This window comes from Nitrobacter sp. CN101 (assembly GCF_055390255.1).
This window is the reverse complement of the sequence record NZ_AP038833.1, coordinates 3,579,618-3,603,936: the sequence shown is the minus strand read 5'-3', so window position 1 is coordinate 3,603,936 and position 24,319 is coordinate 3,579,618. Positions and strand designations below refer to the sequence as shown.

Here is a 24,319-nt window from a genome sequence, read left to right as displayed (position 1 = left end):
CCGGTGAGATGACGAGATGCGGCAATGATTAGAAAAGTCGGCGTGATCGGTTCGGGCCAGATGGGCAACGGCATTGCGCATGTGACCGCTCTTTCGGGGTTCGACGTCGTGCTCAACGATGTTTCCGCCGATCAGCTCAACTCGGCCATGGCGACGATCAACGCGAACCTGTCCCGCCAGGTCTTGAAGAAGATCATTACCGACGACGATCGCGAAAAAGCGGTTTCGCGGATTTCGCAAACCCAAACTTTCGACGGGTTGGCGGATTGCGATCTGGTGATCGAAACCGCCGTCGAGAAGGAGGAAGTGAAGCGGAAGATTTTTCTTAATCTGTGCACGGTGCTCAAGCCGGAGGCCATCGTCGCTTCCAACACCTCATCGATCTCGATTACGCGGCTGGCCGCGTCGACAGACCGGCCGGAAAAGTTCATCGGCATTCATTTCATGAATCCCGTGCCGCTGATGGAGTTGGTCGAACTCATTCGGGGCATCGCGACCGGCGATGCGACATTCGATACGGCCAAGGAATTCGTCATTAAGCTCGGCAAGCAGATTGCCGTGTCGGAGGACTTTCCGGCTTTCATTGTCAACCGCATTCTGCTGCCGATGATCAACGAGGCCATCTACACCCTGTATGAAGGCGTGGGCAACGTCGAGGCGATCGATGCCGCCATGCGGCTCGGCGCGCATCACCCAATGGGTCCACTTGAACTCGCCGACTTCATTGGGCTCGACACCTGCCTGTCTATCATGCAGGTGCTGCACGAAGGACTCGCCGACTCCAAGTATCGGCCCTGTCCGTTGCTGGTGAAGTACGTTGAGGCTGGATGGCTCGGGCGCAAGAGCCAGCGCGGCTTCTACGACTATCGCGGTGAAAAGCCGGTTCCCACGCGCTGATCGCTCCGCCGTTCCGCTAGGATTTGTTAACCGTAGTTCGCTAGAGTCTTGCACCCTTTCACGGAAACGGTGAAAGACTCTATGTTTTGATTTGATGCGTTTTCTTCACGCGAACCGGTATCCATTTCGCTCGAAAACGCCTCTAGAACGGGCCGTGGAGCTGTCCACATGTATGTAGGTTTAGTTGCGGCAGCGGCCGGCATGATGGCGGCCAATACGCAATCGCAGATCGCGAACCGGGTCATGAAGATGAGCCTCGACGCCCAGGCGCAGGTGCTTCAGTTGCTCGTCCCATCGCAGACCAGCCCGGCAACGAACAACGCGCCGGGCATCGGCGGTCATCTCGACGTTTCAGTTTAGGTCGATTTCGGGCTTTGGTTCTGTGTCGGTGTGATCCAGCCGACACCGACGCCGCCCGGCTGCATCAGGATCGCCAGCCGGCCAACATTTGGAATATCGAAAATCGGCTTCATCAATTGTGCGCCGGCGGCCACCGCCTTCGCGACGCGCGCATCGATGTCGTCGACGGCGAGATACGGCATCCAGCCATCGGGAACGCCCTCCAGGCCGGGACGGTTGGTAGGGAAGATTCCGCCGACCGGCTCGCCATTCGCTAGCGCCACCCAGTAGCATTCGCCATCCGGTTGGGTCTGTGCCTCATAGGTCCATCCGACCGTTCGGGCGTAGAATGTCTTGAATCTTTCCGGGTCGCGGGTGACGAATTCAGTCCAGTGAAAGTGACCATGTCCTGTCATTGGATTCTTCCTTTGCATCTGCGTCGATCACGCGCTGACGAATACCTCGAAGCCGCCATAGATCATACGCTTGGCATCGAACGGCATCGCCTTCGGATCCATCATGTCGGCGAGGCGCGGATCCTTCATCACCTTGGTGTTGACCCTGTCGCGATGCTTGCGCGACTTGTAGGTAATCCAGGCAAACACCACAGTTTCGCCCGCCTTCAGCTTCACGCTGCGCGGAAACGACGTCCATTTGCCGACCTTGACGTCCTCCGCCACGCATTCGCGATAATCCAGCGCGCCGTGTTCGCGCCAGACCTTGGCGGCCTTACGTGCCATGGTGCGGTAGGCATTGAGACGCTTCTTCGGCACCGGAACGATGAATCCGTCAACATACTGCATGGGAATTCCTTTCCGTTGCGCTCAGGGGAGCCGCAGCTGCGGGCATCTGGACCCGTCCGTTCGTTGTTGTGCTTGCCGGTCAGTGGTGAACCGGGCTTATTGCGCCAACGATGCCTCAATCAGTTTGATCGCGTCGGGGCTGTCCCATTCAGCCGGTCCGGCCATGTTGCCGATTTCGCAACCGTGGCCGTCGATCAGCACCGAGGTAGGCATGCCGACCGCCATGCCAACGCTTTTGAGCGCCTGAAAAACGGACGCTTTGTCGTCATGAAAATTGCCCAGATGAGTCAGGTTGGCGTCTTTCAAAAAAGCCTTCGGTTTGTCGGAGTCGCGGGTGTCGATATTGATGGCGACCACGGCGAATTTATCGCTGCCAAGCTTGCCCTGAAGTCGGTCTAGGGCCGGCATTTCCGTCCTGCAGGGCACACACCAGGTTGCCCATAGGTTCAGGAGAACGATCTTCCCTTGCCAGTCCGAAAGCTTCCTGGGTTGGCCGTCGCCATCCGTAAAGGCCAGGTCCGGCATCTGACGTGGTTTCGATGCCATGGTCAGGGAAGCCACTTCGCCTGTGGCCTGCGGGGCGAGCCTTTTGGACAGTTCCACCGCCGTACCGCAGGGTACGAAGGCGTGAGCGGCGGACTTCGCGTTCCTGAGGTGCCCGATACCTAAAAGCGTGGCCGTAACCCCTACGACGATAGCGACTGCGACCAACGGGCCTATGGGAAGCCTGCTTTCGGCGCGATGAGGCGGCGTGGGGGTATCGGTCATATCGTTTGTCATCCTGTATAAGATACGGGTATGCAGGCGTCGGCTTCAGACGACTACACCAACCGGACGGGATTGATCGTCCGGCAAGCATGATGAAAATGAGCGCGCGGCATGAGCAACAAGATGTGGGGCGGCCGGTTCGGCGAAGGACCCGATGCGATCATGGAGGAGATCAATGTCTCAATCGACGTGGATCGCCACCTCTACGCTCAGGACATCGCCGCGTCAAAGGTCCATGCTGAGATGCTTGCCGCTCAAGGCATCATCGCGGCGGATGATGCAAAAAAAATAGGCAAGGGTCTAGACACGATTTTGTCAGAGATCCGCAACGATTCCTTCGACTTCAAGCGAGCGCTCGAAGACATTCACATGAATGTGGAGAGCAGACTCGGGGAACTGATCGGTGCCGCGGCGGGACGATTGCATACCGCGCGCTCTCGTAACGATCAGGTCGCGACCGATTTCCGTCTCTATGTTCGCGACGTCATCGACGAGACCGACGCTGCGCTCGATGCCTTTCAGCAGGTTCTGGCGACGCGCGCGCTGGAGTTTGCAGGGACGGTGATGCCGGGTTTTACGCACTTGCAAACCGCTCAGCCGGTGACCTTCGGTCATCATCTGTTGGCCTATGTCGAAATGGCAGCCCGTGATCGCGGGCGCTTCGCCGATGCGCGCAAGCGTTTGAACGAGAGCCCGCTTGGAGCGGCCGCGCTGGCGGGTACATCCTTTCCGATCGATCGCCATGCCACCGCGAAGGGACTCGGGTTCGATCGCCCGATGGCGAATTCGCTTGATGCGGTTTCCGACCGCGATTTCGTTCTGGAGACACTATCGGCCGCGGCGATCGCATCGACGCACTTGTCGCGTTTCGCGGAGGAGATGGTGATCTGGACCTCGCCGCTGGTGGGCCTTGTGCGACTTTCCGACAAGTTCACCACGGGTTCGTCGATCATGCCGCAGAAGCGCAATCCGGACGCTGCCGAATTGGTGCGCGCCAAAACCGGTCGCGTCGTCGGAGCGCTCACGGGGCTGCTGGTCGTGATGAAGGGATTGCCGCTGGCCTATCAAAAGGACATGCAGGAAGACAAGCAGGGTGCGATGGAGGCGTTCAGCGCGCTCTCGCTGGCGATCCGCGCCATGACCGGCATGGTCGCCGACCTCGTGCCTGACGAGACGCGGATGAAGGCCGCGGCCGGCGACGGCTATGCGACCGCGACTGATCTCGCAGACTGGCTGGTCCGGACGCTGAAGATGCCGTTCCGTGATGCGCATCACGTCACCGGGCGTATCGTTGCCGCTGCATCGAAGCAGGGCGTCGCCCTGCATGAGCTGCCGCTGTCTGCGATGCAGGAGGTGGAGCCGCGCATCACCCGCGACGCCCTTATGGTGCTATCCGTGGAGGCATCGGTGAAAAGCCGGACGAGCTACGGTGGGACCGCGCCGAAAAATGTTCACGCGCAAGCCGAGGCCTGGCTCAAGCGGCTGGAAAAATAGCGAAAATTGGGCTGATCCAAAGTCGACTCGAATTTTTCTGGACCTCCGGGGCTCGCCAGGGCAGGGCATTCTTTGTATGGTGCCGCCGATTGGGGAAATCGCCGTGAACAGCACTTCAAGCTCCGTCTCCGCGAGATGGGCACTGGTTTTTCTGGCAGCCGCTACGCTCGTGCTGGCCGGTTGCGGGCGCAAGGGTGGCCTCGATCTGCCGCCAACCGCGTCAGAGCAGTCGCGTGCTGCAGCGGCGGCCGAGGACCATACCCGCGATGCTGCGGCCAAGGGCAACTTGTTCGATCCGTCTTACGGGATGAACAGTGATCCGGCTGCGTCCAAGGGCACCAAGAAATCCTTCATCCTCGACCCGCTGCTCGACAGCCGTTGAGATGCGGCCGTGGCGGTTCAGACGTTTGCCTCATGATCTCTGCACTCCTATGAGCCGAGATCACAACAGAAGCGCAACCGGTGTCCTTCTGAATCCGAAGTTCCCTAGGGAAGGTGCGACATTGGTGAAGCGAACGTCGGACTCGGGAAACTAGTTTTATGCACCACTTCGATTATCGCGACGGCGTGCTCCACGCCGAGGGCGTCGATCTTTCAATGCTCGCCGAGGGCGTCGGCACGCCGTTCTATTGTTATTCGACGGCTACGCTGGAACGGCACTACCGCGTATTTGCCGAGGCTTTCGCAGGGACCGACCATTTGGTCTGCTACGCCGTGAAGGCGAATTCCAATCAGTCGGTGCTGCGAACCATGGCAAAGCTCGGAGCGGGAGCCGACGTCGTCTCCGGCGGTGAACTTAAGCGCGCGCTCGCTGCGGACATTCCGGCGAGCAAGATTCTCTTCTCGGGCGTCGGCAAGACCGAATCCGAACTACGCGCGGCTTTGGCCGCGGACGTTCTTTGCATCAATGTTGAATCGGAACCAGAACTCGACCTGCTGTCCCGGCTTGCGATTGAAACGGGTCGCACCGCGCGCGTATCAGTCCGTGTCAATCCTGACATCGATTCAGGCACTCATGCCAAGATTTCAACGGGCAGACTGGAGAACAAGTTCGGCATTCCGATCACCCAGGCGCGTGCAGTCTATGCCAGAGCGGCGAAGCTGCCCGGAATAAAGGTCACCGGCGTCGACATGCATATCGGCAGCCAGATTACTGATCTCGGTCCGATGGAAACAGCCTTCCGTCTGCTGGCGGATTTTGTCTCCACGCTACGCGCCGACGGTCACGTCATCTCGCATGTCGATTTTGGCGGCGGCCTCGGCATTCCCTATTACGAGGACCGATCGGCGCCGCCAGAACCGCTTGCCTATGCCGACATGGTCAAGCGCGTGACCCATAATCTTGACTGCACGCTGATGTTCGAGCCGGGCCGCATGATCGTCGGCAATGCCGGCATACTGGTGACGCGCGTAATCTACGTGAAGCATGGCAATGCCCGGAATTTCGTCATCATCGATGCGGCCATGAACGACCTCATTCGCCCGACGCTATACGAGGCCTATCATCAGATCATGCCGGTGCGCGCAGCATCCAAGGATGCCACGGTGATGGTTGCCGATGTGGTCGGTCCGGTTTGCGAGACAGGAGATTATCTGGCGATCGAGCGCAATCTGCCGGAGCCGCAAGCCGCCGACCTTCTCGCGATCATGACCGCCGGTGCTTACGGAGCAGTGCAGTCAGGAACCTATAACACCCGCGCGCTGATCCCCGAGGTGTTGGTCAAAGAAGACCAGTATGCGGTGGTCCGCCCGCGCATCGAAGTCGAGCAACTCATTGCAATGGACAAACTTGCACCCTGGCTGTGATCGCCGCCGCCTCGCTCAAATCCATCACCATCGATCTTGCAGTTGCGCTGCAACATGAGGGCGCATCTCGACTGCATGCGAATGTGGGCAAGCTGAGGATAATACAAGAGTAAAGGCCCAAGAGCGCGAGTCAAAAGCGGCATTCGCAGGGCAAGATCCGGCGGCCTTCAACGCCGGGCCGAATCCGTTGCACGATATACATCTATTTGGTATGGGTGTGCCCGCCGCTCCCTTTAGGCACGCGAAACGGGCTAGAGTGGGGCTGTTCGAGATTGATGAGCCGGGGGTGCCGCAGCCATCGATCTTTTCAGTTCGTCCGGGACCTCCCGGGTTTCTTTGGCTCCTTCATACCGCTGGGAGTATTTTAGTAATGAGCTCTGGTAGTGATACAGTGCATTCGAACCGGTCCAACGCGATTCTCGGCGCGCTGCTGGGAACATTGTTGTTTGTGCAAACGGTACGCATCCTCGACGAATCGTTCAGCGCGCCAGAGTCGTCGCACGCTGAAGCCAGCCATAAGGCCGAGGCCAAGGAAACCGCAGCCGCGTCGAGCGCCGGTGACGCGGAGTCGTTCAACAAGGTGCTAGCCAGTGCCTCTGCCGAGCGCGGTGCCGGGCTCGTCAAGCAGTGCCAGAGTTGCCACACCATCGAGGAAGGCCAGGGCAAGAAGGTTGGGCCGGGCCTTTATGGCGTTGTCAATCGGCCGATCGCTTCGGAGGAAGGTTTCAACTACTCAGCTGCCTTGAAGGGCAAGGCTGGCGGCAAGTGGACCTTTGCCGAACTCAACAAGTGGCTGGATGACCCGAAGGCTTACGCCAAGGGCACGTCCATGGGCTTCCCTGGGTTGAAGAGTGAGACCAAGCGCGCTGACTTGGTTGCCTATCTCAATACCCTTTCCAAGAGTCCGGCGGCGCTACCGAAGTAGGCCGTCTTGCATGCAAGCCTCGGGATTTAAAAGGCTTGCATGACCCGAACTCGATGGCGCTCGCGAGCATTCTGCTCGGGGTCACCGCCAGAGTGAGTCAAACGCAACGCCCGCCGGCTCCTGCTGGCGGGCGTTGCACTTTGCCAAAGAGAAAGTCGAGGCCAAGAGAAGGCTGGGGCAGATCATTGCCGCAGCTTTGATTTCCTCGAGAACCTCTCGCAGCGAGTCTAGTGCGAGGGTAGGCGGCTAGCGGAAGCGGATACGCCGTTACGAATTGACGCTAACGGCTGCCACTCGCTCTCTATCGCTATGGTCTAGTCCGTAAATCACTGAGACGGCCAAGCGATGGGCCACTAGCTGCGATTGCAGGGGCTGGCTGCAATGCAAGCTTCCCTTTTCGGTCTTAAAGATCTGTTTTTTGCGTCGATCCGGCCGCTGCCGGGCCGCTGATAAGGTCCCTTTTCTAAAGGTTCCGGGCTGCTCTGCAGGTTAGCGAGGCCGAGCCATCACACTGCATGCTGAGGGAGAAATGAACCGCTGGCGAATATCGATCGCTCGATCGGTGCCGGCGATGTGTTTACGAATCAATTCCGAGTCCGCGCGGGCCATCACCACATGTTGAGGACGGTGCGCGCCTCGTCTGACATGCGGCTGGCGTCCCACGTCGGTTCCCAGACGATGTTGACCATGGCATCGCGCACGCCCGAAACCCCTTTCACCGCGTTCTTTATCTGGCCAGGTATTTCCGCCGCGGACGGACAATTTGGGGAGGTCAGTGTCATCTCGATACTGACCACGTGATCGTCGTCTATTGCGATTTTATAGATCAGACCAAGCTCGTAGAGATCAGCCGGAATTTCCGGATCGTAGACCGTCTTGAGCGCGGCGATGATTTCTTCGCCCATCCGTGCCATTTCGTCAGGCGGAGTGTTTGAGGAGTGATCCGTCGCGTCACCCGCGCGAGCCTCGACCAGGCAGGCGCTTTCGGTTCCAGCCACATTCGCCTCGTTCATCATGTCAAAAACTCCTGCGCTGTGGCGAAAGCTCGCGCCAAGCTTTGACCCAGGTCCACCCAGTTCGGCTCGCTAGGTTCGAATTCGGATATGTCTTCCGCCGCACGTCTCTTGAAGCGGCTCGCCGACTGGGAGTTCCTAGGCCAGCGTATTTAACTTACATAGCGTAGTTGCCCGCCTTATCCAAGCAGCAAGCAGCATTAGCCTTGCGGCATCTCGACATTGTGCCGCCAAGCCGCGACCAGCCTTTAAGACGAGATTGCACGGGGGCGTGAGTGATCGCAAGAATGTGTTCGGCCACGGAACACGCCGCATCTCGACTCTTACGGGATCGAGTTCCCCCGGCGCGATCGCCGAGAAGAATTTAGTGGAACGAAATTCTGGAGCAATTCTAACCATGTCCCGGCTTTTGCCTGTGGGCTACAGTAGGGATTTGGTCGAGCGCGTGGGCCCCACCCGCTGATTTTAAAGCAGAATTGTGCTTCGGATGGACGAAGTGGGCTGGGGAAATTGAGTTGACGCGAACGTCGCTACCATGGTAAGTTTTGGACTGTACCAATTTAGCATGGTTGGATTAGCTGGACTTAATGCGCAGCCGTCAAGGTAGGAAGTTTGGCGGAACGAGTTCACATCGTTGGTATTGTATTGATGTGCGGTAATGCGTAGTCCCAACCAGAGGAGCCCTTCATGTGCGACTACAGTCTGCATCACGTCTCTTCGCGGCCTGCCAAGGTCGCCGATAAGCTGGTCACTATGGAGCTCGCAAAATCGAACGTGCGCGGCTTTGCCGCCGTGGGCGAGCTCGGTCCCAAGCTTGTAATTCATGACAGCCCGCCTGAGCTGGCGGTCTGCTTGCTACCTGGAACGGAACTCGCATTTGATGAGAATGTTCAGTTTGAGCAACACCGGAGCTTTCTTGGGATAAAGTTTGCGGGCAAAGCTCGTGTTGATCACAAGGTCGCGAGCTTCCGTAAAGTCGATACGGATAATCCGTACGTCCAGCACGACGCACTGGAATTTCCGAATGGACAGGTTTTGAAGGTTGCTCAGCTTGTGGCGGGGCAGACCGCTACGGTATTGCAGCTGCCGGTCAATGCTCAGGACGAACACGAACACGAACACGAGCATACCGGACGTCGGCGTGCGCGCGATGCGCGTCTGGCCTTGAACCGCTCTGCCAGGCAAGGAATGTTCGTGCCTAACCAGGGCATGGTAATGTTGTGGGATTCAGTCCGTGGCAGGGCCATTGACCTGTCGAGCGCTTTGACAGAGTCGTTCCAGCGTCTCACCGCGCCGAAGCAGCCTTCGATTCTTGAAGGTGAAATGGCGGCAGGCATGGGTGCTGAGGTAAGCTTCGAGAACGGCGTGCCCACAGTGACATCGACGGCTGCTTCTCCAGAGAAGAAGATCAGGGCTGGTTCGTCTGTCTAGTTGCCTCGACTGCTGTTTAGTTGACAGGGCTGAGCGCTTTAGTGAAATCAATTAGCGCCCGCGGAGAAGCGGGCGCTAATTTTTTTGGTGAAAGCGTGGCGCCAGATGGTTGCGCATGCGACCGAACGAGCAATAACAGAAGATAGGTGATGGGACCCCGTCGATAGGGCGATGCGTATCACGCTCTGCCCTCGTGGTTGATGGTGACCGCAAGTCTTCGCTGACCGAACTCGTCATCAAGACGGTCAGACTTATGAATGGGGCGGTGCCAACCACGCGGCGATGGGTACGCGAAAGCCGAACACACGATGCAACGCGTAGCGGCGCGAGTTCATCCCGACCGATAAGTTCATGTGAGCGCCAACGTAGGAAACGTCGGCTCAAAATCTCTCGGATATGAACGCGGGAGTCGAGCGGCTTTGATCGCGTTCTAGTTCTCTTCCCAATCGCACACGGTTCTGACCTTTGTCAGGCAGCAACCAGAACAACATGCTCGCACCGATATCTGTTGCGATAACGCATCGGGTCAAAAGCGCGAAGCGACAACACGACCAGTCAGAAGTCCGAGGTGCGATGATTGGGGCGCGATGATGCAGCTTTGACGAAAGCGGGCCATAGCACAGCGCCTAGCACAGGCAATACGGTGCTCGCTAAGCTCCTTCAATGTCAAGTTCACGATCCTCGCGCCGCGCCTTTGGTGACATCGTCCTGACGACGCAATTGAGCGTTATCAGTCACAAAGAGCCCTATGGGACGGGCCTTGCTGCACGTCGCCAACAATCAGCTCCGCCTGCGCCGGGATAAGCTCGAGCAACAATAAGTACGCGCCAGAACCAAGCGATTCATCCAGGCCGCTCTCAGGGCATGGGCCTACGCTCGGGGATACCAACCTCGATCGTCGACCTCAGAATCTGCCAATGTGGACACACATCTACAACTGGGCACTGACCCTACAGTACTCAAAGCCACCATCAGTGGTCTCGCTCAAACCGAGACAACCTCTTCAGGCTTCATCCAGAGCGCACATGAACGCCAATTTCTCACTGATTGAATAGCTCACCAAGATGACCTCTCCTCAATGCGGGCTTACCGTGTTGGGGAGGAAGAAGTCCCGATCGTAAATGGAGTTGAAGCGAAGGCCGAGGCCGCATAGTATGGCATACTCGCTTTTGGTCTCATTCAATAATCCGGGATAACGCCTTAGAATGCACGCTCTATTCAGAATCGTCGGAGTTATCACCTTGATCGCCGGACTGGGCTTTATGGGGCAGGGCTTCCGCTTTTACGGCTATCCTGCCGATGGCATCATAGTCAGGCATACCGAATGGGTCTATTACGGCGCGGCGATGGCTGTGGTCGGATTTTTGCTTATCATTTTTTCCAGGCCCTCCGAGGAACCATAAGCGCCATAGCTGGTGGGCTGCAACCGCCCTCGTTCTCTGGCGCTGCTCTAATCGCAAGCTCTCAGAAGATTGTTTATTCGCCCGGTCATCGGCGCTGAAGCTCGGCTTCAGTGTTTTCGAAGGGCGAATAGACATCAGTAGGGTTCGCGTAGTTCAGCACCCTGATTGAGCCTCGACGCTTGCGCTGCATGGCGCGCGCGGCTGCATCGCGTGTAATCGTACGCAATCCGCGATCGACTTCGTAACAAGCGCGGCCTTGCGGATACTTGGCTCATTGCCCGTTTCGGCTTTTGCGATTTGCTGAAGCCAGGGCTGCCCTCGTCCGGGACCAACATCCTCACAAGCCCTGTCGACCGTTGTCGCGATCTGCAACGCACGCAGGAGAGCCTGATTCAACAGTGTTGAATCCTCTACTTGAGCATCGTCCTACAAGCCCGTTTCACTGGCGCTCGGGCAGCCTTTCGCGCAGGGCATCTTTACCAGCGGACGAAAAACAAGTGAGGACTCGCAGTGATTGGCTCCTCGGAATTTTCAATCCTTGCTGGCGCCATCAAACTTGTTCGCGAGGTGCCAGGTTCTCGGCTTGGAAGGACTTCGCTCGATGTCAATTGCGGCCGCTCTTCCCGGTATCGATCCACTGCGTCCGGTGCGTATTCCGACTCCGGCCGCTTTGCGGCATCCGCGTTGAGAAAACGGCAAGTCGTCCAAGCGCCAGGCATCGTCGGCACGGTTAGACAGGACGTCAACAATCGTACGCCCGCAACTGGGCCGGGATGAGGGGACGTGTTTTACTGTTTAACCGTCCGCATCCCGGTCTAGAGTAATGGGATCGATCGCGTTTCTTGGGGCGATCGATCCAGAATCATCGCAACGTGCGGCCCGTGCCGCACCCTCTCATCGTGACAGCACGCGGCCGGGCCTCGCTTAAGCGACGCAGCTCTCGAACCCTTCGGTGATCATCTGTTCGGGCAAATTGCGGCCGATGAAAACGATCCGGCTTTGACGCTTTTCGTCCTCCTTCCAGAGCCGTTGATGGTCGCCGTCGAGAATCATATGCACGCCCTGGAATACGAAGCGCCGATCCTCATCCTTGAAGGAAAGAATGCCCTTGCTGCGCAGGATATTCGGGCCTTCCTTCTGCACGAGATCCTCGACCCAAGGAAAAAATTTGTCTGCGTCGAGTGGCTTGTCGGTTTTGAGCGAAATCGATTGCATTTCCTCGTCGTGGTAGTGCTTGAGCCCGCCATGATGGTCGTGATCATGGTCATGATGATGGTCGTGATCATGGCCATGATGATGATGGTCATGGTCATGATCGTGATCGTGATCATGGTCCTTGCCTTCGAGGAAGGTCGGTTCGATATCAAGAATGCGGTCGAGATCGAAGGCGTTGCGTTCTAGAATCTCGTTGAGCGGGATCTGCGCTCGCTGTGTCCTGTGCAACTTCGCGTAAGGATTGATGCCGCGGATGCGCGCTTCGATTTCGCTGAGTTCGTCGGGCGAAACGAGATCTGTCTTGTTAATCAGGATCACGTCGGCGAAGGCAATCTGGTTCTTGGCTTCCGGAGCGTCCTTGAGCCGGTCATTGAGCCACTTGGCATCGGTGACGGTCACGACCGCGTCGAGCTTGGTCTTCTTCCCGACATTCTCATCGACGAAAAAGGTCTGTGCCACCGGCGCCGGATCGGCGAGGCCCGTGGTCTCGACGATGATGGCGTCGAATTTGCCATTCCGCTTCATCAGGTCGGCCAGGATGCGCATGAGATCTCCGCGCACGGTGCAGCAGATGCAACCGTTGTTCATCTCAAACACTTCCTCGTCTGCGCCGACGACGAGGTCGTTATCGATGCCGATTTCCCCGAATTCGTTGACGATAACGGCGTATTTTCTTCCGTGCTCTTCCGAAAGGATACGGTTGAGCAGTGTGGTTTTACCGGCGCCAAGATAGCCGGTCAGCACGGTGACCGGGATTTTGTCAGTCATTTTGTTCCTCCGCTGGTTCGCCTATATAGGCACCCAGCCTCTTTGCATCAATCATCACGAGGGATTGTTCCCTCGCGTTGGTTTGGCGGCCATCGCTTGCTTTGAGCGCCGACGTTGATTTTGCGCGGGCTGCCGGATCTCGCGCTCCGCTGAAGCTAGGCTTGGTGTGGGTCTGCGCAATAGCAAGCAGAAGAGGCACGAAGGGGGCCGACTTCTCGGGTGCTCGCTCCACGGACACCCGTCAGAGCGTAACAATTTTCCTGGCGAGCCTGCCAGGCTGGCACCGAAGCCAGCCGATTTTTTGCCCTACTTGCGATCGGCCTCCTGGTTCGCCGCATCCGGCTGCGTATCATCCGGTTCGCGCGTGAGTAGTCCGCCCCTCAATAACCCGGCAATGAACATGTCCGGGCTGAGCGTTGAAACGTGGATACCCTCCTGGAACATGCGATCCGCAACCGCTTCCATGTACGCCTCATCGCTGAGGTTCTGTTCGTTCCAGCTCGACTCTCGCAGGCGGCGGATTGCACCGGCCGACGTTTCGGCCTCTATCAGCAGTCCCTGGTTGGTGCGGTATCGCATCGGCTATTTTCTCCTAAGACAGGTGTTTCTGGGGCTCCGACATCAGCCTTAATCACAGGCGAGTACGGCTTGTCCATGAGGGCGATCGACACCTGATCCGGATGTGTCTTGAAATAGCGCCGGCTCTGGCCGGGCCCGTTGCTCCCGCCGCGCCGTCGATCGACGTGGGAAACTATTTTTCTCTGCTGCCGTGAAGAATTTTGGAGATCCCGGCGCCTTACGGAACCTCATTTGGACCCGTCTCGCAACCAAAACGACAAATATCGTAAACGCCGAACATAAACCTCGGCTCGCTTATGGCTGATCCATCCAAAAGCGCCAAATCGGCTGTCAGCTACAACCTTATGATCGCGGAACTATTCTCGCACCGCATTCTCAGGCTTCTGCAATTCGCTGCTTACAAGAGGGGATGCGAGCATGCCCTTCCCGGATCAGCTCAGTCGGCGAGCACAACCATTTCGCCGTCGATGACCTGATATTCGGCAAGAAGCTCCGGAGTGGCTTCTGAATCGACCTTGATCTCCGCGTCAGGGAGGGTCTCCTTGACCGCGCGAACAGCCGCGTCCTTGTCGGCGATGGCGACAAGGATGTATTCCCGGCGTAACGCGCCGCTGGCGCCTCTGCCCGGCCTCACGGTGCTGATCTTCCAACCTTTAAGCATAGCCTAGTATGACATGGATTCGTGCCGGCGTACAATCCCGTCGGGTTCGTTTTACGCCGGTTATGCTCGTTCCCGTGCTTCACTATTACCGTCAATTACTCCGGAATGAGGCAGCGACGGATATACGACTATGTTGCGGAGCAACAACGGACGCTTGGCCGCCTTATTCGCTACGAGTGATCGTTTTGGTGATGCCTCAGCGAATTGCATCCGACTATTGCGTCAAGCCCTCGACTTGGGAGGAGGCGCATTCCACGGCCGGGTCGAGCGTGTTGCGCAGGGTTGGCCTTCGGCAGCGGATTATTCATTGAACCCGAAGGTTTGCGATTGTAAACGTGCCACCTTCACCCCAAGAGGTCATCTGATGCCGGATACCGCGCTGAGCGTACTCGTTGATGCATTGAACCGGCCCGTCCATTTTCCGAAGCTTGACCAGACCGGATCTCTCTTCATCGCGGAGCCGCCGACCCCGTTTGTGCCACCGAGATTCGAAACGGAGGAGGGCGATCGGGCGGTTCTGGAGAAGGAGATCATTTTGATCGAGGCGTCTGCAGCGACCGGCAAGAGTACGCTGGCAAGACAATTGTCAGCGCAGCTCGAGATCCCGATTCTCGATCTGGCAAAGGTGCCCGTTTCCGCCGGATCGCTCCATGCCCTGTTGGCCGATCTGGAGGCCGCCGATAAGAGCGAACCGATAGCGGCGTTTCACGAGGGGCGGATTCCCGTCATTGTCGACGCTCTTGACGAAGGGAGATTGCTGTCGAACGAGACCGGGATCGAGCAGTTTCTCGGATCAAGTGTCGAATTATTGCAGAGAGACCGACGTGTTACATCAAGGCCCAAACTGGTCCTGTTGGGACGGTTCGAGTCGATCGAGCTGGCGCGACAGCAATTTGAACGTACCGCGCCTGGAGTTAAGCACGTCACGGCCAACGTCGAGTTCTACGACAAAGAGGGGGCCCGGCAACTTATCCACGCTTATGCCAAGGCGGCCGCCAGGCCAGGCTCACACTATCTGGAGCATCCGGACCTCGCGGAGGATTTCATATCGACTTTCTTTGATGCGATCGAATCTGCGCTTGGCTTGTCGGCGGGCGAACTGTGGCACGATGGAAGAGGCAAGGTATTCGCGGGCTACGCGCCATTGCTTGCTGCGGTAGGGTCGATCCTAGCTGTGATCGACGATTTCACAACCGTCGCCAGAAACCTTAAAGCAAACCGTGGCCGCGAGGCATGGGGAGTGGTCGAGGCGGTTCTGTACGAGATACTGTGCCGCGAACAGGACAAGTTGCGTGATCGGATGAGAGATCAATGCGAGTCCTCGTTGCCGAACGCGGTTTATGATGTAGAGGAGCAACTGGCGCTCCTTGCACAACATATCGAGTCGAAGCCGCTCGAGGGCGCCGGCCGTGTCAGGCTCTCGGCGTCTGACATGGGAAAATACAGAGCGATGGTGCAAATCTATCTGCCGCATCATCCCTTCTTGCGAAGGCACGAATTTGGTGATGCCGTGCTCGGCGCGAACGCCGTGTCGCGCGCGGTCTATCACGGCGGGACGATTTCCCGGGAACGACTCATTAGCTTGTCGCGACAATGGCGCCAGTCGGCTCCGACGGGCCCGCGGTCGCGTTGATCGCCCATGCCATAGAGCCATAGAGTACATTCGTCGGGTGAGTGCCGAGCGATGTTCTCATGAAAAGTCGGTGTCGCTCACGGCGTTAACCGGCCCGTTGCTGTCATCCACCATTGCGGCGCTCGAAGTTCGGTGATGGCGTCAAATGCATCATAGGGTTTGATATCGAGCACGGGAGTGCCGTCGTAGGCGTCCAGAGCCTTGACGGTCAGAATATTTTCGTCGCGCTTCAGCAACTCGACAACGGCCAGTCCAACCGGATTGGGTCGTTCCGGGCCGCGGGCGCAGAATACACCCACTTCCGGCAGGTCGGTGCGATGCCGAGGGTGCGTGGTTAATGGGACAGGCTTGCCGGCGAGCTGATCCATCCAAAAGAGGATGATCAGATGCGACCATTCCTCAATGCCAGTCAGCGCCTCCGCAAGATCCTCACGCACGACGATTTCCGCGACGATGTCGCGGCGAGATATTCGCACCTCGTTTGTGAACCGGCTGCGCACGGTAGCGATGGATCGCATACAAATCGTCATGGGTGGCTACCAGTGTAGAATTGAGTGATCCAAAGCGGTTGTCCGGCGAACGGCATTTGCGGTCCGTGGTCTGCTGAGCATTTTACATTGCTCCAAGATCGAGCGTCACGACAAGAGATACGAGAGAAGTCAGGACAGGAGATGTCATTCGGCATCCGCATCCTCAGTTTGTCAAAGCTTGCGAACGAGACATGCTCTGATCAAGTTCAAGTTGTGATCAAGTTCCAAGGGGCCGAGGCGCCGCGTTGCGCTTCGGTAAATGTTTCAGCAACGCCGCCACCGCTTGCGTCGATGACTAGAATTCAGCACATGGTCAAGAAAGAGTAAGAAGATTTGCGGTCGCTGATCGTACGATCGAGATGACGTATCGACGTAAAAACCTCGACGAGATGTTTGATACTGCGCAAAGATGCAATCAGTTCTCGCGATTGGAACGTTTTCGTTGTTGCCGCACAGCAGCATGAACGGCGCTTGCATCTTAAAATATACTCCTTTAAGAAAACGGCCGGTACGTAACGCGCTTGTTAGGCCCGTATCAAAGGCCGTCAGGTGCTTGTGCGGGTTTATGACAAGGAGCGCGAGCGGCATGAAGATGTCGATGGGCCAGTTTGGCCGCCGGTTTGGCCGCCGGTTTCTGGGATTAGCGTTTGGCGGAGCGGCGCTTGCCGCGAGTGGTGCGGTATCGGCGGAGGAGCTGGGTGTGCCGCATCCGTGGGCGCTTGGACTTCAGACGGGTGTGACGCCTGTCATGGAGAGCGTCGCGAGCATGCATAGCGGGCTTCTGATTGTGATCACGCTGATCACGCTGTTTGTGACGGGTCTGCTGGTTGTGGCGATGTTGCGTTTCAACGCGCGGGCCAATCCGGTTCCGTCGAAGACGACCCACAACACGATGATCGAAGTTGCGTGGACGATCATTCCGGTTTTGATCCTGGTTGGCATTGCGGTTCCGTCGTTCCGGCTTTTGTTTCAGCAGCTTGACCTTCCGAAGGCCGATCTGACGGTGAAGGCGGTCGGCAAGCAGTGGTACTGGAGCTACGCGTATCCGGACAACGGCAAGTTCGAGTTTGACTCGCTGATGGCGCATGAGAAGCAGCCGCGGATGCTTGCGGTGGACAACGAGCTGGTTGTTCCTGTGAACAAGATTGTCCGGGTTCAGGTGACCGGGGCCGATGTCATTCATTCGTTTGGCGTTCCGGCGTTCGGCATCAAGGTGGACGCGATCCCGGGCCGTCTCAACGAGACCTGGTTCAAGGCCACCAAGACGGGCGTGTTCTACGGCCAGTGCTCGGAACTGTGCGGGCGGGATCACGCCTTCATGCCGATTGCGGTTCGTGTGGTGAGCGAGCAGGATTTTGCGGCCTGGATTGAAACCGCGAAGAAGAAGTTTGCCTCGAACCCGGCGAACGCGGTGGCGTCAGCTGCCGACGTGATGCGCTAGGCGTCGCGTTGGGCGATTTCGACGGGGCGACAACCGCTAAAGGGACGTTCGCCCCAAGGGACATCGCCAAGGTTCGTTCGAAGGACTTCAAGGGACGAAAGACAGGATTAGACAATGGCAACAACCGCAGCACATGCTCACGACCACGGCCATGACGATCATGGCGACCATGCGCACCACCCGACAGGGTGGCGGCGCTTTGCGTATTCGACCAATCACAAGGACATCGGGACTATGTACCTGGTGTTCGCCATCGTCGCGGGGATCATCGGCGGCCTGATGTCGATGGGCATCCGGGCGGAACTGATGTATCCCGGCGTGCAGGTTTTTGATCCTGCGCATACCTACAACGTCTTTGTGACCTCGCACGGCCTGATCATGATCTTCTTCATGGTGATGCCTGCGATGATCGGCGGCTTCGGCAACTGGTTCGTGCCGTTGATGATCGGAGCGCCCGACATGGCGTTTCCGCGCATGAACAACATCTCGTTCTGGCTGCTGCCAGCGGCGTTTGCGCTGTTGTTGACCTCCACGTTCGTGGAAGGTGAGCCGGGCGCGTCGGGCGCGGGCACGGGCTGGACGTTGTATGCGCCGCTGTCGACGAGCGGCCATCCCGGACCGTCGGTGGATTTCGTGATCCTCGCGGTGCATTTGGCCGGCGCCTCCTCGATTTTGGGCGCGATCAACTTCATCACCACGATCTTCAACATGCGCGCACCTGGCATGACCTTGCACAAGATGCCGCTGTTCGTCTGGTCGATCCTGGTGACGGTGTGGCTGCTCTTGTTGTCGCTGCCGGTTCTGGCGGGCGCGATCACCATGCTTTTGACCGATCGTAACTTTGGCACCACGTTCTTCGCTGCCGACGGCGGCGGCGATCCGGTGCTGTTCCAGCACCTGTTCTGGTTCTTCGGTCATCCCGAGGTGTACATCCTGATTCTGCCGGGCTTCGGCATGATCAGCCATGTGATCTCGACGTTCTCGAAGAAGCCGATCTTCGGCTATCTCGGCATGGCCTATGCGATGGTCGCGATCGGCGGCATCGGCTTCGTCGTGTGGGCGCACCACATGTACACGGTCGGCATGGTGTCGACGGCGCAGGCTTACTTCGTCGCCGCCACGATGGTGATCGCGGTGCCGACCGGCGTGAAGGTGTTCTCGTGGATCGCCACCATGTGGGGCGGCTCGATCGAGTTCAAGGCGCCGATGCTGTTTGCGATCGGCTTCATCTTCCTGTTCACGGTTGGCGGCGTGACCGGCGTGGTGCTGGCCAATGCGGGCGTCGACCGGGTGATGCAGGAGACCTACTACGTCATCGCGCACTTCCACTACGTGATGGGCATTGCCGCGGTGTTCTCGATCTTCGCGGGCTGGTACTACTGGTTCCCGAAGATCTCCGGCTACATGTACAACGAGACCATCGCCAAGCTGCACTTCTGGCTGATGTTCATCGGCGCCAACGTCCTGTTCTTCCCGCAGCACTTCCTTGGGCTGCAGGGCATGATGCGGCGCTCGGTCGACTATCCGGATGCGTTCGCGGGCTGGAACGAGATCTCGTCCTACGGTGCCTTTATCGCTGGGTTTGGCGCTGTGGTCTTCCTTTACGGCTTGGTCGACGCCTTCGCTCGCAAGGAGCAGGCGGCGGACAATCCGTGGGGCGAAGGTGCAACCACGCTGGAATGGACGCTGTCGTCACCGCCGCCGTTCCACCAGTTCTCCACCCTGCCGAAGGTGCAGTAATGTGACTGTGCGCGGCGCGCTCGACGCGCCGCGCACCCAACAAGCGGGTGTATCGTGTCGGTTGTTGATCAAAAAGCCGTTGAACTGCCGCCCCGGATCTCGGAGGCGAGTGTCGCCGATTACTTCGCGCTGCTGAAGCCACGGGTGATGTCGCTCGTGATCTTCACCGCGCTGGTTGGGCTGATGATCGCGCCGGGCCATGTTCACCCGGTCCTGGGCTTCATCTCGATCCTCTGCATCGCGGTCGGAGCCGGTGCCTCTGGCGCGCTGAACATGGCGCTGGAAGGCGATATCGACGTGCTGATGTCGCGCACGGCCAACCGGCCGATCCCGCGCGGCCGCATCACCCGCGGCGAGGCGATGGGGTTCGGCCTCACGCTGTCGTTCTTCTCGGTGATGACGCTCGGCGCTCTGGTCAACTGGTATGCCGGTGGCCTGCTCGCCTTCACGATCTTCTTTTATGTTGTGATCTACACGATGGGACTGAAGCGGCGGACCGCGCAGAACATCGTGATTGGCGGCGCCGCCGGTGCGCTGCCGCCGGTGGTGGCGTGGGCGGCTGCGACGGGGTCGCTGTCGGTGGAGCCGCTGCTTCTGTTCCTGATCATCTTCTTCTGGACGCCGCCGCATTTCTGGGCGCTGGCGCTGTTCCGCAACGACGACTACACCCGCGCCGGCGTGCCGATGTTGCCGGTGGTTGCCGGTCCCGATGCGACCCGGCTGCAGATCCTGCTCTATACCATCGTGCTGGTGGCGGTCGCCGCCGCGCCCTGGCCGCTTGGCTACTTCGATTGGATTTATGGCGTCACTTCGCTGATCCTCGGCGCCGGCATGCTGGTGTTCGCGATCAATGTCTATCGCCATCGCACCGGCAGCACAGCGCTGCGCGCCACGCGGCGGTTGTTCGCCTTTTCGATCCTCTATCTGTTCGCGCTGTTTGCCGTTCTGCTGCTCGATGTGGTTGCGAAGGCCATCGCGCCGTTGATCTGGTAGAGGGCGCATGGACCGATGGACAGCAACAACAAGCCGGACGGAGACGGGATCGTTCTCACCGAGGCCCAGAAGAAGCGCCGGCGCGAACGGTCGATCGCGATCGCCTGGGCGCTGGGGCTCATGGTCCTGCTGTTTTTCGCGGTCACCTTCATCAAGGGGCCGGGCGTTCTCGTCCGTCCGATGTGATTTGAGATGACGGACGCGCCGCAGCACCCGCAGCAACCCGCCACCGCAGCCTCGGCCCGGCCGAAGGCGACGTCGCGCGTTGGTCGCGACGTGAAGGTCGGCGCCGCCTGCGGCCTGGTGGTCGCCCTGATGGTCGGCGCTGCCTATGCGTCGGTGCCGTTCTACGACTGGTTCTGCCGCGTCACCGGCTTCAACGGAACGACGCAGGTGGCGGGGGAGGCCCCCCGGTCCAAGCCGCTGGAGCGCACGGTAGCCGTACGCTTCGACTCCAACGTCTCCGGCGGGCTGCCCTGGAAGTTCGAGCCGGAACAGACCGAGATAAAGGTCCGGGTCGGCGAGGTCACCACCGTCCATTACACCATCACCAACGAGGTGGCGGCGACCACCATGGGGCAGGCGGCCTATAACGTCACGCCGCTGACAGTCGGATCCTATTTCACCAAGATCAACTGCTTCTGTTTCACCGAGCAAACCCTGGCGCCCGGTGAGAAGCGGGAGATGGCCGTTGTCTTCTATGTCGATCAGGCTTTCGCCGCCGACAGCGAGAACGACGGCGTCAATACCATCACCCTGTCCTATACCTTCTTTCCGGTGAAGAAGGCCGCGCCCAAGCCGGTGGCGGCCAACGAGCCGGACAGGCCAGGGGGAAGCATCTGAGCTTTGAGGGCCGACGCGTTTTGTTACCGACGCGTTTTGTTTTGAGATCAATAGGTGCCCAATACCGCCGGCACCGCTAACGGAGAGAGACCGCAATGGCTACGGCGCAAGTCAAGCACGATTACCACCTGGTCGACCCGAGTCCGTGGCCGATCGTAGGCGCGACCGCGGCTTTCATCATGGCCGTCGGCGCGATCCTGTGGATGCATCATCTGACCGCGGCGGCTCCGATCATTTTCGGCGCCGGCCTGATCGGCGTGCTCTACACCATGGCGAGCTGGTGGGCGGATGTGATCCGCGAAGCCCAGCACAAGGGCGATCACACCCGCGTGGTGCAGATCAGCCATCGCTACGGCATGATCCTGTTCATCTGCTCCGAGGTGATGTTCTTCGTCGCCTGGTTCTGGGCCTTCTTCAACTCCGCGCTGTTCCCGGGCGATCCCGTGCATATGACGCGCGACGCGCTGTTCGGCGGTGTCTGGCCGCCCAAGGGCATCCAGACCTTCGATCCCTGGCACCTGCCGTTGCTCAACACCCTGATCCTTCTGACCTCGGGCACCACCGTGACCTGGGCGCACCATGCCCTGCTCAATGGCGACCGCAAGGGGTTGAAGTGGGGGTTGATCCTGACCATTGCGCTCGGCGCCGTCTTCACCTGCGTGCAGGCCTATGAGTATCATCACGCCGCCTTCAGCTTCGCCGGCAACGTCTACGGCGCCACCTTCTTCATGGCGACCGGCTTCCACGGCTTCCACGTGCTGGTCGGCACGATCTTCCTGATCGTCTGCCTGTTCCGCGCCAATGCGGGCCACTTCACGCCCTCCCAGCACCTCGGCTTCGAATTCGCCGCTTGGTACTGGCATTTCGTCGACGTGGTGTGGCTGTTCCTGTTCGTCTGTATCTATGTCTGGGGCAACGGCGCCGCGGCCATGGCGCACGCCGCGCACTGACCGGGACCAGCCCGCTCAATACATCAAGATCAAGGGCGGCCGACGGGGGCCGCCCTTTTCTCTTTCGGAAGAAACGCTGATGTCCCATCTCGCTCGGCCGACATTGTCCCAGACCATCCTGGGCGGGCTCGCCTGCAAATGCCCGCGCTGCGGCAAGGGAAAACTCTTCTCCGGATTCCTGACCCTGCGGCCCTCCTGCGAGGCTTGCGAACAGGACTGCGCCTTCATCGTCGTCGCCGCCGCACTCGTCGTCGAAGTCAAGTATCAGCCATCCCTCTGGATCCACGCAGCCCTCTGGATCCCAACAGTCCTCGCTGTGACGCTGTGGCCCTTGCGCGCAATGAAATCGCTCCTGATCAGCCTCCAGTTCCATCACAAGGCTGCTGAGGGACGCGTAGTCTCTCGTAATCGTCCATGAATGCCCCCCGCCGTCGCGGTAGCAGCGCCGGTCTCGGCCTCGGCCTCGTTGCGCTGGTCATGGTCGCCGTGCTCGTCGGTCTTGGCGTCTGGCAGTTGCGGCGCGGGTCCGAAAAGCACGCGCTGATAGCAGCGCTCACCGAGCGATTGACCACCGCGCCCATCGCCTTGTACCCGCCGGCAGACTGGGCGAGATTATCGTCGGCCAGGGATGAATTTCGCCGAGTGAGCTTTTCGGCGACCTACGAAGCGCGACCCGACGCAATGGTTTACAGCTCCGGCTCGGCTGTGCGCCCGGATGTTGGGCTTGGCACGTGGGCATTCCTGCCCGCGCGACTGGCCGACGGGAGCGTACTCGTTGTTAATACGGGCTTCGTGCAGAACACCACGCAGGATCGCAACCAGCAGGATCGTGCGGTGAAACCGTTGGTGACGGGACAGTCCGTGGCGATGACGGGTTATCTCCGCTTCCCGGAAGAAGCTGGCGCCCTGACTGCGTCTGCCAGTCGCGACAAGCGGCTGTGGTTCTCGCGCGACATAGGCGCGATGGCACAGGCTCTTGGCTGGGGAAACGTCGCACCGTTTTACATCGACCTTGAGACGCCGGCACCTGCGAGCGGCGTTCCCAAGCCTGGCCCGCTCGATGTGCATTTGAAAGATGATCACCTTCAATACGCCATCACCTGGTTCGGTCTCGCGGCAGCTGTGCTTTTCACTTTCGGCTTTTGGTGGCGCAGCCAGCACCGCTCGACGTAGCTCGCAATTTCTCTCCGAATCGCCACGGATGCTTTGCCGTTCATATGTCGTCGGCGTGATGATCTCTGCAAACATCTCGGTGATGTGCTGGACCGATTCGGATCGCTTCGGCGGCTTTTGACCGAGCGACCACGCAACTGATTGTTTTGGTAGGAGAGTTGCGAGTTCTTGTGGAATTGTTGAGGGATGTCGGCTCGCCCAAACCGCGAGCGCGGTCGATAAAGCGTCTCGGGCTCCAACAGTAAGCGTTTCAATGCGTATCGACCTCGGATGTCTCCCCATTCGCAGACACGATGTCGCTTCGTTCCGTCGCCGGCTCTGCGTTTCAAAACGTGCGGCCCGCAAGCCCTTCCAAGCGGGGCTACCCGACAGGGGCTGTTCAAGCATGTCGGAGCTACAGGTCAGCAAAAGGAGCGGCTGTGATCCGAATGTTGTCCTAACTGGCCGACACTCGACAACACCGAGGGCCAGGGTTCGAGCGCTGGCAAGCTGGCCAATACCCTTCGATCCTTGACCCTGTCTGTGTATCGCTGGCGATCGCGGATGCAATCAAGGTGGCCGCGCTCCGATCGTCGTCAGTTTTGCGGGCCTTTAAGATATTGCGGTGGCATCACCCGACTACACCGTGCGGGAACCGATCAACATGATCCAAACCGTACCGCCGACGAGGACAAAGAGCACGATAGCGGCGAAGCAGAGCGCGATCAGTTTGTCTTGCGACGATGATTTCAAGTCGAGATGCAGGAAGTACCGCAAGTGGACAACGACCTGCGCAACCGCAGCGAGGGCGATGACGACCAAGGTTTGTGTCGGAGGCAACGTGCGGGTGGCGACGAGGCCGAATGGAATCACGGTCAGCATCGACGCGAGAACGACGCCGACGAGGTACGATTTCATCGAGACACCCCCACGAC

Annotated in this window: 26 protein-coding genes; 17 read left to right on the top strand and 9 right to left on the bottom strand. The window is 59.0% G+C overall.

Features of this window, described 5'->3' with window-relative positions; translation table 11 throughout:
• Positions 1-24 precede the first annotated feature (24 nt).
• A complete protein-coding gene (locus tag ACZ5IL_RS18015) occupies positions 25-897 on the top strand; it encodes a 3-hydroxybutyryl-CoA dehydrogenase (RefSeq protein ID WP_464593633.1) in 873 nt (290 codons plus the stop codon).
• Between the two features lie 168 nt (positions 898-1,065).
• The gene (locus tag ACZ5IL_RS18010; RefSeq protein WP_464593631.1) at positions 1,066-1,257 is read left to right on the top strand and encodes a putative motility protein; all 192 of its coding nucleotides are present in this window, start codon (positions 1,066-1,068) and stop codon (positions 1,255-1,257) included.
• Here the strand turns inward: ACZ5IL_RS18010 and ACZ5IL_RS18005 are convergent.
• The 3 genes from ACZ5IL_RS18005 to tlpA form a co-directional block, all read right to left on the bottom strand.
• On the bottom strand, positions 1,254-1,652 hold the full coding sequence (locus ACZ5IL_RS18005; RefSeq protein ID WP_464593629.1) for a VOC family protein: 399 nt from the start codon (positions 1,650-1,652) through the stop codon (positions 1,254-1,256). The genes ACZ5IL_RS18010 and ACZ5IL_RS18005 overlap by 4 nt on opposite strands.
• A gap of 27 nt (positions 1,653-1,679) precedes the next feature.
• The gene (locus ACZ5IL_RS18000) at positions 1,680-2,039 is read right to left on the bottom strand and encodes a DUF1428 domain-containing protein (protein WP_464593628.1); all 360 of its coding nucleotides are present in this window, start codon (positions 2,037-2,039) and stop codon (positions 1,680-1,682) included.
• Between the two features lie 96 nt (positions 2,040-2,135).
• Positions 2,136-2,819 (bottom strand): thiol:disulfide interchange protein TlpA, encoded by a 684-nt coding sequence (tlpA, locus tag ACZ5IL_RS17995; protein WP_464593626.1) that lies wholly within the window; start codon positions 2,817-2,819, stop codon positions 2,136-2,138.
• Positions 2,820-2,918: 99 nt separating this feature from the next.
• Between tlpA and argH the strand changes: the two genes are divergently transcribed.
• From argH to ACZ5IL_RS17975, 4 genes are all read left to right on the top strand, one after another.
• Positions 2,919-4,301, top strand: coding sequence for an argininosuccinate lyase (argH, locus tag ACZ5IL_RS17990; protein ID WP_464593624.1), 1,383 nt, complete (start codon positions 2,919-2,921; stop codon positions 4,299-4,301).
• A 76-nt stretch (positions 4,302-4,377) separates the two neighbouring features.
• The gene (gene lptM / locus ACZ5IL_RS17985) at positions 4,378-4,683 is read left to right on the top strand and encodes an LPS translocon maturation chaperone LptM (RefSeq protein WP_464593622.1); all 306 of its coding nucleotides are present in this window, start codon (positions 4,378-4,380) and stop codon (positions 4,681-4,683) included.
• A gap of 158 nt (positions 4,684-4,841) precedes the next feature.
• A complete protein-coding gene (lysA, locus tag ACZ5IL_RS17980; RefSeq protein WP_464593620.1) occupies positions 4,842-6,107 on the top strand; it encodes a diaminopimelate decarboxylase in 1,266 nt (421 codons plus the stop codon).
• Positions 6,108-6,477: 370 nt separating this feature from the next.
• Positions 6,478-7,032 (top strand): c-type cytochrome, encoded by a 555-nt coding sequence (locus ACZ5IL_RS17975; protein WP_464593618.1) that lies wholly within the window; start codon positions 6,478-6,480, stop codon positions 7,030-7,032.
• A gap of 608 nt (positions 7,033-7,640) precedes the next feature.
• Here ACZ5IL_RS17975 and ACZ5IL_RS17970 read toward each other — a convergent pair.
• Positions 7,641-8,048: a DUF59 domain-containing protein gene (locus tag ACZ5IL_RS17970; protein WP_464593616.1), complete on the bottom strand. Its 408-nt coding sequence runs from the start codon at positions 8,046-8,048 to the stop codon at positions 7,641-7,643.
• A gap of 684 nt (positions 8,049-8,732) precedes the next feature.
• Here ACZ5IL_RS17970 and ACZ5IL_RS17965 point away from each other — a divergent pair.
• Both ACZ5IL_RS17965 and ACZ5IL_RS17960 read left to right on the top strand, forming a co-directional pair.
• The gene (locus tag ACZ5IL_RS17965; RefSeq protein WP_464593614.1) at positions 8,733-9,476 is read left to right on the top strand and encodes a hypothetical protein; all 744 of its coding nucleotides are present in this window, start codon (positions 8,733-8,735) and stop codon (positions 9,474-9,476) included.
• A 1,241-nt stretch (positions 9,477-10,717) separates the two neighbouring features.
• Positions 10,718-10,879 (top strand): hypothetical protein, encoded by a 162-nt coding sequence (locus ACZ5IL_RS17960; RefSeq protein WP_244553541.1) that lies wholly within the window; start codon positions 10,718-10,720, stop codon positions 10,877-10,879.
• A 924-nt stretch (positions 10,880-11,803) separates the two neighbouring features.
• Here the strand turns inward: ACZ5IL_RS17960 and ACZ5IL_RS17955 are convergent.
• The 3 genes from ACZ5IL_RS17955 to ACZ5IL_RS17945 form a co-directional block, all read right to left on the bottom strand.
• Entirely contained in the window at positions 11,804-12,862 is a 1,059-nt protein-coding gene (locus ACZ5IL_RS17955; RefSeq protein WP_464593612.1) for a CobW family GTP-binding protein, read from the bottom strand.
• Between the two features lie 306 nt (positions 12,863-13,168).
• Positions 13,169-13,441: a hypothetical protein gene (locus ACZ5IL_RS17950; protein WP_079447859.1), complete on the bottom strand. Its 273-nt coding sequence runs from the start codon at positions 13,439-13,441 to the stop codon at positions 13,169-13,171.
• A gap of 436 nt (positions 13,442-13,877) precedes the next feature.
• A complete protein-coding gene (locus ACZ5IL_RS17945) occupies positions 13,878-14,075 on the bottom strand; it encodes a hypothetical protein (protein WP_464593610.1) in 198 nt (65 codons plus the stop codon).
• A gap of 391 nt (positions 14,076-14,466) precedes the next feature.
• Here ACZ5IL_RS17945 and ACZ5IL_RS17940 point away from each other — a divergent pair, with 391 nt between their 5' ends.
• Positions 14,467-15,735 (top strand): hypothetical protein, encoded by a 1,269-nt coding sequence (locus tag ACZ5IL_RS17940; RefSeq protein ID WP_464593608.1) that lies wholly within the window; start codon positions 14,467-14,469, stop codon positions 15,733-15,735.
• A gap of 77 nt (positions 15,736-15,812) precedes the next feature.
• Here ACZ5IL_RS17940 and tsaA read toward each other — a convergent pair whose 3' ends face one another.
• Positions 15,813-16,265 (bottom strand): tRNA (N6-threonylcarbamoyladenosine(37)-N6)-methyltransferase TrmO, encoded by a 453-nt coding sequence (gene tsaA / locus ACZ5IL_RS17935; RefSeq protein WP_464593606.1) that lies wholly within the window; start codon positions 16,263-16,265, stop codon positions 15,813-15,815.
• A 586-nt stretch (positions 16,266-16,851) separates the two neighbouring features.
• Between tsaA and coxB the strand changes: the two genes are divergently transcribed.
• The 8 genes from coxB to ACZ5IL_RS17895 all read left to right on the top strand — a co-directional run bounded on the left by coxB (position 16,852) and on the right by ACZ5IL_RS17895 (position 23,405).
• The gene (gene coxB / locus ACZ5IL_RS17930) at positions 16,852-17,706 is read left to right on the top strand and encodes a cytochrome c oxidase subunit II (RefSeq protein WP_464593604.1); all 855 of its coding nucleotides are present in this window, start codon (positions 16,852-16,854) and stop codon (positions 17,704-17,706) included.
• 114 nt (positions 17,707-17,820) lie between these two features.
• A complete protein-coding gene (ctaD, locus tag ACZ5IL_RS17925) occupies positions 17,821-19,446 on the top strand; it encodes a cytochrome c oxidase subunit I (protein ID WP_464593602.1) in 1,626 nt (541 codons plus the stop codon).
• Between the two features lie 54 nt (positions 19,447-19,500).
• The gene (locus ACZ5IL_RS17920; protein ID WP_464593600.1) at positions 19,501-20,439 is read left to right on the top strand and encodes a heme o synthase; all 939 of its coding nucleotides are present in this window, start codon (positions 19,501-19,503) and stop codon (positions 20,437-20,439) included.
• Between the two features lie 15 nt (positions 20,440-20,454).
• Positions 20,455-20,625 carry a CoxF protein gene (locus ACZ5IL_RS17915; RefSeq protein ID WP_079448469.1) on the top strand — a complete coding sequence of 57 codons (171 nt, stop codon included), beginning with the start codon at positions 20,455-20,457 and terminating at the stop codon, positions 20,623-20,625.
• 6 nt (positions 20,626-20,631) lie between these two features.
• Positions 20,632-21,282: a cytochrome c oxidase assembly protein gene (locus ACZ5IL_RS17910; RefSeq protein WP_464593598.1), complete on the top strand. Its 651-nt coding sequence runs from the start codon at positions 20,632-20,634 to the stop codon at positions 21,280-21,282.
• 95 nt (positions 21,283-21,377) lie between these two features.
• Positions 21,378-22,232 carry a cytochrome c oxidase subunit 3 gene (locus ACZ5IL_RS17905; protein WP_464593596.1) on the top strand — a complete coding sequence of 285 codons (855 nt, stop codon included), beginning with the start codon at positions 21,378-21,380 and terminating at the stop codon, positions 22,230-22,232.
• 79 nt (positions 22,233-22,311) lie between these two features.
• Positions 22,312-22,650 carry a DUF983 domain-containing protein gene (locus tag ACZ5IL_RS17900; RefSeq protein ID WP_464593594.1) on the top strand — a complete coding sequence of 113 codons (339 nt, stop codon included), beginning with the start codon at positions 22,312-22,314 and terminating at the stop codon, positions 22,648-22,650.
• Positions 22,647-23,405, top strand: a complete 759-nt coding sequence (locus tag ACZ5IL_RS17895) for an SURF1 family protein (protein ID WP_464593592.1) — start codon at positions 22,647-22,649, stop codon at positions 23,403-23,405. Before ACZ5IL_RS17900 ends, ACZ5IL_RS17895 begins: the two co-directional genes overlap by 4 nt.
• Positions 23,406-24,023: 618 nt before the next feature.
• On the opposite strand, the gene cyoD is transcribed toward ACZ5IL_RS17895, so the two are convergent.
• Complete coding sequence (gene cyoD / locus ACZ5IL_RS17890) at positions 24,024-24,302, bottom strand: cytochrome o ubiquinol oxidase subunit IV (protein ID WP_464593590.1); 279 nt, start codon at positions 24,300-24,302, stop codon at positions 24,024-24,026.
• Positions 24,303-24,319 lie beyond the last annotated feature (17 nt).